The following is a 6,495-nucleotide window of genomic DNA, read 5'->3' on the forward strand; positions in this document are numbered from 1 at the left end:
CTGCCCTTTCGGGGTGGATGTGGCCGCGACGAGCGCGGCCCGGCGGCTATCGGCCTGTGAAGATCGTGCGGTGCCAGTCCTTGCGGACCGCGGCGGTGTTGTCGTACATCACGTGCTTGACCTGCGTGTACTCCTCGAAGGAGTACACCGACATGTCCTTCCCGAAGCCGCTGGCGCCGTATCCGCCGTGCGGCATCTCGCTGATGATCGGAATGTGGTCGTTGACCCACACACAGCCGGCCCTGATCTCCCGGGTGGCACGGCCGGCGCGGTACACGTCCCGGGTCCAGGCGGAGGCCGCCAGCCCGTAGGGCGTGTCGTTCGCGAGAGCGAGGCCCTCGTCGTCGGTGTCGAAGGGCAGCACGACCAGGACGGGTCCGAAGATCTCGTGTCGGACGATCTCGCTGTCCTGGGCGGCACCGGTGATCAGAGTGGGCAGATAGTAGGCGCCGTCGCGCAGCTCCCCTTGCGGCGCTTCGCCGCCGGTCACCACGGTTGCGTAACCGCGGGCCCGGTCGACGACGGCGGCGACGCGGTCGCGGTGCAGATGGGAGACGAGCGGACCGAGGTCCGTCGCCGGGTCGAACGGGTCACCGAGCCGGACCGTCGCCATCAGATCGGCGACCGCGGCGACGAAGGCGTCGTACAGGGGCCGCTGGACATAGGCGCGGGTGGCCGCGGTGCAGTCCTGGCCCGTGTTGATGAGCGATCCCGCGACCGCCCCGTGCGCGGCGGCCTCGAGGTCGGCGTCGTCGAAGACCACGAACGGGGCCTTCCCGCCGAGTTCGAGGTGGAGGCGCTTGACGGTGTCGGTGGCGATTCGGGCGACGCGTTTGCCGACTGCCGTCGAGCCGGTGAAGGAGGTCATGTCGATGTCCGGATGGCCGACGAGGTGCTCGCCGGCGTCCCTGCCCGCGCCGCTGACGATGTTGACGACGCCGTCGGGGACGCCTGCCTCGGTGGCCGCCTGGGCGAACATCAGCGAGGTGAGCGGGGTGATCTCGGCGGGCTTCAGCACGATGGTGTTGCCCGCGGCGATGGCCGGCAGAACCTTCCAGGCGGCCATCTGCAGCGGATAGTTCCAGGGGGCGATGGAGCCGACCGTGCCGATCGGTTCACGCCGTACGTACGAGGTGTGGTCGCCGCTGTACTCGCCCGCGGACTGCCCCTCGAGGTGACGGGCGGCGCCGGCGAAGAACGCGGTGTTGTCGATGGTGCCGGGGACGTCGAACCCCGTACTCAGTCTGATGGGCTTGCCGCACTGGAGCGACTCGGCACCCGCCAGGTCCTCGGCCTGGTCGGCGAGGACGGCCGCGAAGCGGTGCAGCGCCTCGGAGCGTTCGCCGGGGGTGGCGCCGGCCCAGCCGGGCCGGGCGTCGCGGGCGGCGGCGACGGCCGCGTCCACGTCCGCGGGGCCGGCCAGTTCGTACGTGTGGATCGTCCGCCCCGTGGCCGGATCGACGATGTCCTGCGTACGCCCCGAGGTTCCGGGTCGCAGCTTTCCGCCGATGAACTGCGCGCCGGCAGCGAAGCGGTCCTGCGTCTGGAAGCGGTTGCCCATAGCGCTCTCCGTAGTCCCAGCTCGAATTGAGTGCCGATCCTGACAGAGGGTGACCCACGCAACAAGGGATTCCGTTGTTGCCATTTGATTACGCGACGGATTCGGTCGACCATGTGTCGCGTCACCGGTGCCCGCGCGGGACGGGATGTCCGTGGCGGCTGCCAGACTCCTGTGCATGGGGACGATCAATGAGCTGATCGAGAGCACGGCGGCCGGGCGACGGGTGAAGTACCTGCACTTCTGGGGGCACACACCGCGCAAGGACGGCACCATCGGCAGCAGTTGCCTGAGTCAGTGGTGGCCGTCACCGTTCGAGGTCGACGGCGTGCGGTACGCGACGGCGGAGCACTGGATGATGGCGTCCAAGGCCCGGCTGTTCGGCGACGCGGAGGCGGAGCGGAAGGCGCTGGCCGCGAAGTCACCGGCGGAGGCCAAGAAGGCGGGGCGGCTGGTGCGCGGCTTCGACGACGCCATATGGGAGCGCGAGCGGTTCGACATCGTGCGCTCGGGCAGCGTGCACAAGTTCGGGCAGGACGCGGCGCTGCGCGACTTCCTGCTGGCCACGGGGGACCGGGTGCTCGTCGAGGCCAGCCCGATGGACCGCATCTGGGGCATCGGGCTGGCCGCGGACGACGAGCGGGCGCAGGACCCCGCGCGCTGGCGCGGGCTCAATCTGCTGGGGTTCGCGCTGATGGAGGCACGCGAGGAGTTGCGGAGCGGCATCAGCTGACAGCGGCCGGACCGGGGCATCCCGCCCGGTCCAGGAGGAAGGACCTAGCGGGTGACGTCGACGACCAGGTGGTTCGAGTAGCTGTCGTAGTCGTAGTCGTCCTGTTTGTTCTCCTCGTTGATCGCCGTGGTGATGCCCCAGGCGATCAGCGCGATGACGACGGCCCCGATGACGATGCCGCACACGCCGAGGATGATGCCCGCCAGCGCCATGCCGCCGTTGGTGGCCTCGCCACGCTGGGCGCGCTTGCGGCCCAGGATTCCGAAGATCAGCGCGAGGATGCCGAGGACGATGGCGACGACGCCGTACAGACAGAACAGGCAGACGGAGAGGATGCCGAGCACCATCGCGGTGATGCCCATGCCGTTGGCCGGCTGCTGCTGCCAGCCCGCGGTCTGGCCGTAACCGGGGTAGCCCGGGTACCCCGCGCCGTACGGATCCGGGGCGCCGAAACCGGCGGCCGGGGGCTGCGGCAGGCTCGGGGCGGCCGGGTAGCCGTAAGCTCCCGCGGCCGGCTGGGCGGGTGCGGGCCCGCCCGGTGCGACGGGCGGCGGCGGGACGGACCCGGTGTCCTCGGGGCCCGAGCCGGGCATCGAGATGACCGTGGGCTGGTCGTGCACTCCGGGCGGGGCCGCTGCCGGCTTGTCCAGGGGCACCTTGCCGGCTGCGCTGCTGCTCTCCGGCGGAGCCCACGGGTCGTGCGGCTGAGGCCCGCCGGGCGGCTGGGCCTGATTGTCGGACATCGTTCTCCCCCATCGGTGGTCCGGCCATGTTACGGCCTCGGTTCCCGGCGTCGTGGGCCGCCTACCATGATCCCGGAGCACAACCACCGCCCGGCGAACGGGGCCTGTCGCCGGTCCACGGGAGCGGCCCGTCCCACCTGGAGGAATCCGATGACCGATCTGCGCCCTTTCGTCGCAGGGCTGCCCAAGGCAGAGCTGCATGTGCACCATGTCGGTTCCGCCTCTCCGCGGATCGTCGCGGAACTGGCCGCGAACCACCCGGACTCGAAGGTGCCCGCCGATGCCGAGGCACTCGCCGACTACTTCACCTTCACCGACTTCGCGCACTTCATCGAGGTCTACCTCTCGGTCGTGGACCTGATCCGCACCCCTGAGGACGTACGGCTGCTCACCTTCGAGGTCGCCCGTGACATGGCGCGGCAGAACATCCGCTACGCGGAGCTGACCATCACGCCGTTCAGCTCCACCCGCCGCGGCATCGACGAGAAGGCCTTCATGGCCGCCATCGAGGACGCCCGCGTCGCGGCGGAGCGGGAGCTCGGGGTGGTGCTGCGCTGGTGCTTCGACATCCCCGGCGAAGCAGGTCTCGAGGCCGCGGAGGAGACCGCCCGGCTCGCGGTCGACCTGCGGCCGGAGGGCCTTGTCTCCTTCGGTCTCGGCGGACCCGAGATCGGCGTGCCGCGCCCGCAGTTCAAGCCGTACTTCGACCGCGCGATCGCCGCCGGGCTGCGTTCCGTGCCGCACGCCGGCGAGACGACCGGGCCGCAGACGATCTGGGACGCGCTGAACGACCTGCGGGCCGAGCGCATCGGCCACGGCACCAGCGCGGTACGGGACCCGAAGCTGCTGGCGCACCTCGCCGAGCACCGGATCCCGCTGGAGGTGTGCCCCACGTCCAACATCGCCACCCGGGCGGTCACCGACCTCGAGCAGCACCCGGTCAAGGAGATGGTCTCCGCCGGTGTCCTGGTCACGGTCAACAGCGACGACCCGCCGATGTTCAGCACCGACCTCAACCACGAGTACGCGATCACCGCCCGGCTGCTGGACCTGGACGAACGCGGTGTCGCCGGACTCGCCAAGAACGCGGTGCAGGCGTCGTTCCTCGATCCGGCGGGCAAGGCCCGCATCGTCTCGGAGATCGACACGTACACCGCCGAGTGGCTCTCCCGCTGACATGGGCGCGGTGACGGTGGTCGCCCACCGCGGCGACCCGTACCGGTTCCGTGAGAACACCCTGCCCTCGCTGCGCTCGGCCCTGGAGCGGGGGGCGGACGCGGTCGAGATCGACGTGCGCCTCACCAGGGACGGCGTCCCGGTGCTGCTGCACGACGCGACGCTGAAGCGGTTGTGGGGCCATGACCGGCCGCTTGCGAGGCTCACGAAGGCGGAGGTCGACGGCCTCACCCACGGCGGGGTGCCCACCCTGCGCGAGGCGCTGACCGGACTCGGGCCGCACCGGCTGATGATCGATCTGCCCGGCGCGACACCGGAGTCGGTGCGGCGCGTGGTGGACACCGTCCGCGGCTGCGGTGCGGCGGATCACGTCTACTACTGCGCCGGCCCGGCGACGATGCTCGCGGTCCGCGCGGCCGACGCCGCCGCGGAGATCGCGATGACCTGGACGACGCTGGCCCCGCCGCGGCCCGCGCTGCTCGAGGCCGTGAGGCCGCGCTGGCTCAACTACCGTTTCGGCCTGGTGGGACGGGAGTTGACGGACCGTGTGCACCGGGACGGTCTGCTCGTCTCCGCGTGGACGGCGGACACCCGCCGTACGATGCGGCGACTGATCGACTGTGGCATCGACTCGATCACCACGAACCGGGTCGACGCCCTCAGGGCAGTCCTCGAGGACTCGCGCTCTTCCAAGGGACCTCGCAGGTGACAGACCGGATCCGCACCGACATGGCCCACGACTCCCGTGTCCGGAACGACATCGTCCCGTGCCCGCACCGGGGAGCCCCGCGGGCGGCGGCGGTGTCGCGGTTCGGCGCGACGGGCCACAAGCGGTAGTGGACGCGCGCCGGTGGCCGTATTGCCGGCCGTGCTGGCGGCGGGCGCTTCTGCCAGGTGGCAGTGGACGGGCCGGAACGCCACGGACGCGAAGGGGTGGGACGCCAACCCGGTCGTCACGGACATCGTCCTCACCACGTTCGGCACGCCGGACGACCAGTGACCTCAGGCCGCTGACGGCACCGGTCCGGCCGCGCTCGCCGGGGCCGTCAGCGCCTCGAGCCGCTTGATCCTGCGGCGGACGAGGTACAGCGGGATCACGCCGAAGACGCCGAAGGACATGTCGATGACCGACCACCAGAAGGGGATGCCCCGGATCGGGCCGCAGATCAGGGCGAGCGGAATGATCCCGGCGCAGGCGATCATGCCGAACTCGACGACCCAGACGTTGCGCACGGGGTCGCGGTAGGGCCCGTAGAAGGCGACGGCGATCACGAGGTGGGCGAAGGCGAGCCAGTCGGTGCCGTAGAGCACGAACGGGTACTTCGCCTCGGTCGCGTCGAGTCCTTCCCGTACCCGCCCGATCCACTCCATGAGGGCGGGCAGTTGCTCCGGTAGCGGGGAGGCGGAGGAGGCCAGCAGATCCTCGAGCAGGCGCAATTCCGTCACCAGGGGAAACGCCGTCGCCCCGCTGAGCAACAGACACACGACGAAGAAGGCCAACCACACGCGTATCCCCCGCACGAGGGCTGCTCGCTCGCTCATACCGGCACCCTACGGCAGAAGTGAACGTGTTCAAAACTAGCGCGACCCGCTGATCCTCCGGCCGACCGCGTGGGCCACCGCGGTCGCACCGGCGGCCATCGCCAGCCCCGCCACCACATCCCGCGACCTGGCCGGCCGCAGCACCCCGGCGCGCCGGAGCCGCCCCCTGGCCCACAGCGCGAACGGCACCACGATCAGCGGGGAGGTCACCGAGCCCGGGGTGTAGCCGCGGAAGGTGGCCGCCTGGGCGAGATGCACCAGACCGTGCAACCCGAACCCGTCCACCGCGCCCTGATAGAAGGCCGACCTGCCGCCCGTGCGGTGTCCCGCGACGGCTGCCGCCCCCACGATCGCGGCCATCACCCCCACCGCCGCTGTGAACTCCCGCTCGTCCACCGCCTCCATCGCCCGCCAGACCCGATCGGGGGCCTGCGGGAACCGCTTGCGGAGCACGGGAAGGTTCTCCCGTATCCACTGCGGCCCTGTGGCCAGCTCCTCCAGGTCGTGCAGGGCCCAAGCGGCCAACAAGCCGTATGTCACAGTCGGGTTGAGACGGTCGTCGCTCATGATCCCCAGTCTGTTCCAGGAGCCGTCGCGATACCGCGCCTTCACGGATCCCGCGGGCTTCCAGGGGTACGGGGCCGGTGGACGGCCTCACGGTTCGTTCGCCGTGGACGCGGACGCATTCGTCAGCAACCCAATGGGACCCGCCGCACGACAGCGCGCCCGGTGCACAAGTGCAC

8 protein-coding genes are annotated in these 6,495 nt (G+C 70.9%); 4 read left to right on the forward strand and 4 right to left on the reverse strand.

Translation table 11 applies throughout. The annotated features are described in order from the left end of the window. Window positions 1–46: 46 nt before the first annotated feature. A complete protein-coding gene (locus ACWGH4_RS06625) occupies window positions 47–1,561 on the reverse strand; it encodes a gamma-aminobutyraldehyde dehydrogenase (protein WP_453456471.1) in 1,515 nt (504 codons plus the stop codon). A 175-nt stretch (window positions 1,562–1,736) separates the two neighbouring features. Between ACWGH4_RS06625 and ACWGH4_RS06630 the strand changes: the two genes are divergently transcribed. Then, on the forward strand, window positions 1,737–2,291 hold the full coding sequence (locus tag ACWGH4_RS06630) for an NADAR family protein (protein ID WP_453456474.1): 555 nt from the start codon (window positions 1,737–1,739) through the stop codon (window positions 2,289–2,291). A gap of 44 nt (window positions 2,292–2,335) precedes the next feature. Here the strand turns inward: ACWGH4_RS06630 and ACWGH4_RS06635 are convergent, their stop codons facing one another. Beyond that, window positions 2,336–3,034: a DUF4190 domain-containing protein gene (locus ACWGH4_RS06635; RefSeq protein ID WP_441266389.1), complete on the reverse strand. Its 699-nt coding sequence runs from the start codon at window positions 3,032–3,034 to the stop codon at window positions 2,336–2,338. 150 nt (window positions 3,035–3,184) lie between these two features. On the opposite strand from ACWGH4_RS06635, the gene ACWGH4_RS06640 reads away from it, so the two are divergent. The 3 genes from ACWGH4_RS06640 to ACWGH4_RS06650 all read left to right on the forward strand — a co-directional run bounded on the left by ACWGH4_RS06640 (window position 3,185) and on the right by ACWGH4_RS06650 (window position 5,210). After that, entirely contained in the window at window positions 3,185–4,210 is a 1,026-nt protein-coding gene (locus ACWGH4_RS06640) for an adenosine deaminase (protein ID WP_453456477.1), read from the forward strand. Window position 4,211: 1 nt separating this feature from the next. After that, the gene (locus ACWGH4_RS06645) at window positions 4,212–4,919 is read left to right on the forward strand and encodes a glycerophosphodiester phosphodiesterase (RefSeq protein WP_453456480.1); all 708 of its coding nucleotides are present in this window, start codon (window positions 4,212–4,214) and stop codon (window positions 4,917–4,919) included. A gap of 141 nt (window positions 4,920–5,060) precedes the next feature. Beyond that, the gene (locus ACWGH4_RS06650) at window positions 5,061–5,210 is read left to right on the forward strand and encodes a hypothetical protein (protein WP_453456483.1); all 150 of its coding nucleotides are present in this window, start codon (window positions 5,061–5,063) and stop codon (window positions 5,208–5,210) included. Between the two features lie 2 nt (window positions 5,211–5,212). Here the strand turns inward: ACWGH4_RS06650 and ACWGH4_RS06655 are convergent, their stop codons facing one another. Both ACWGH4_RS06655 and ACWGH4_RS06660 read right to left on the reverse strand, forming a co-directional pair. After that, complete coding sequence (locus tag ACWGH4_RS06655) at window positions 5,213–5,752, reverse strand: hypothetical protein (protein WP_453456486.1); 540 nt, start codon at window positions 5,750–5,752, stop codon at window positions 5,213–5,215. Window positions 5,753–5,788: 36 nt separating this feature from the next. After that, complete coding sequence (locus ACWGH4_RS06660; RefSeq protein WP_453456489.1) at window positions 5,789–6,319, reverse strand: HXXEE domain-containing protein; 531 nt, start codon at window positions 6,317–6,319, stop codon at window positions 5,789–5,791. Window positions 6,320–6,495 lie beyond the last annotated feature (176 nt).

The organism is Streptomyces sp. NPDC054847 (assembly GCF_053610925.1).

What these genes read in the sequence shown, in the direction of transcription:
- ACWGH4_RS06625 (WP_453456471.1), bottom strand. Translation starts at nt 1,561, where the DNA reads ATGGGCAACCGCTTCCAGACGCAGGACCGCTTCGCTGCCGGCGCGCAG.
- ACWGH4_RS06630 (WP_453456474.1), top strand. Translation starts at nt 1,737, where the DNA reads ATGGGGACGATCAATGAGCTGATCGAGAGCACGGCGGCCGGGCGACGG.
- ACWGH4_RS06635 (WP_441266389.1), bottom strand. Translation starts at nt 3,034, where the DNA reads ATGTCCGACAATCAGGCCCAGCCGCCCGGCGGGCCTCAGCCGCACGAC.
- ACWGH4_RS06640 (WP_453456477.1), top strand. Translation starts at nt 3,185, where the DNA reads ATGACCGATCTGCGCCCTTTCGTCGCAGGGCTGCCCAAGGCAGAGCTG.
- ACWGH4_RS06645 (WP_453456480.1), top strand. Translation starts at nt 4,212, where the DNA reads ATGGGCGCGGTGACGGTGGTCGCCCACCGCGGCGACCCGTACCGGTTC.
- ACWGH4_RS06655 (WP_453456486.1), bottom strand. Translation starts at nt 5,752, where the DNA reads ATGAGCGAGCGAGCAGCCCTCGTGCGGGGGATACGCGTGTGGTTGGCC.
- ACWGH4_RS06660 (WP_453456489.1), bottom strand. Translation starts at nt 6,319, where the DNA reads ATGAGCGACGACCGTCTCAACCCGACTGTGACATACGGCTTGTTGGCC.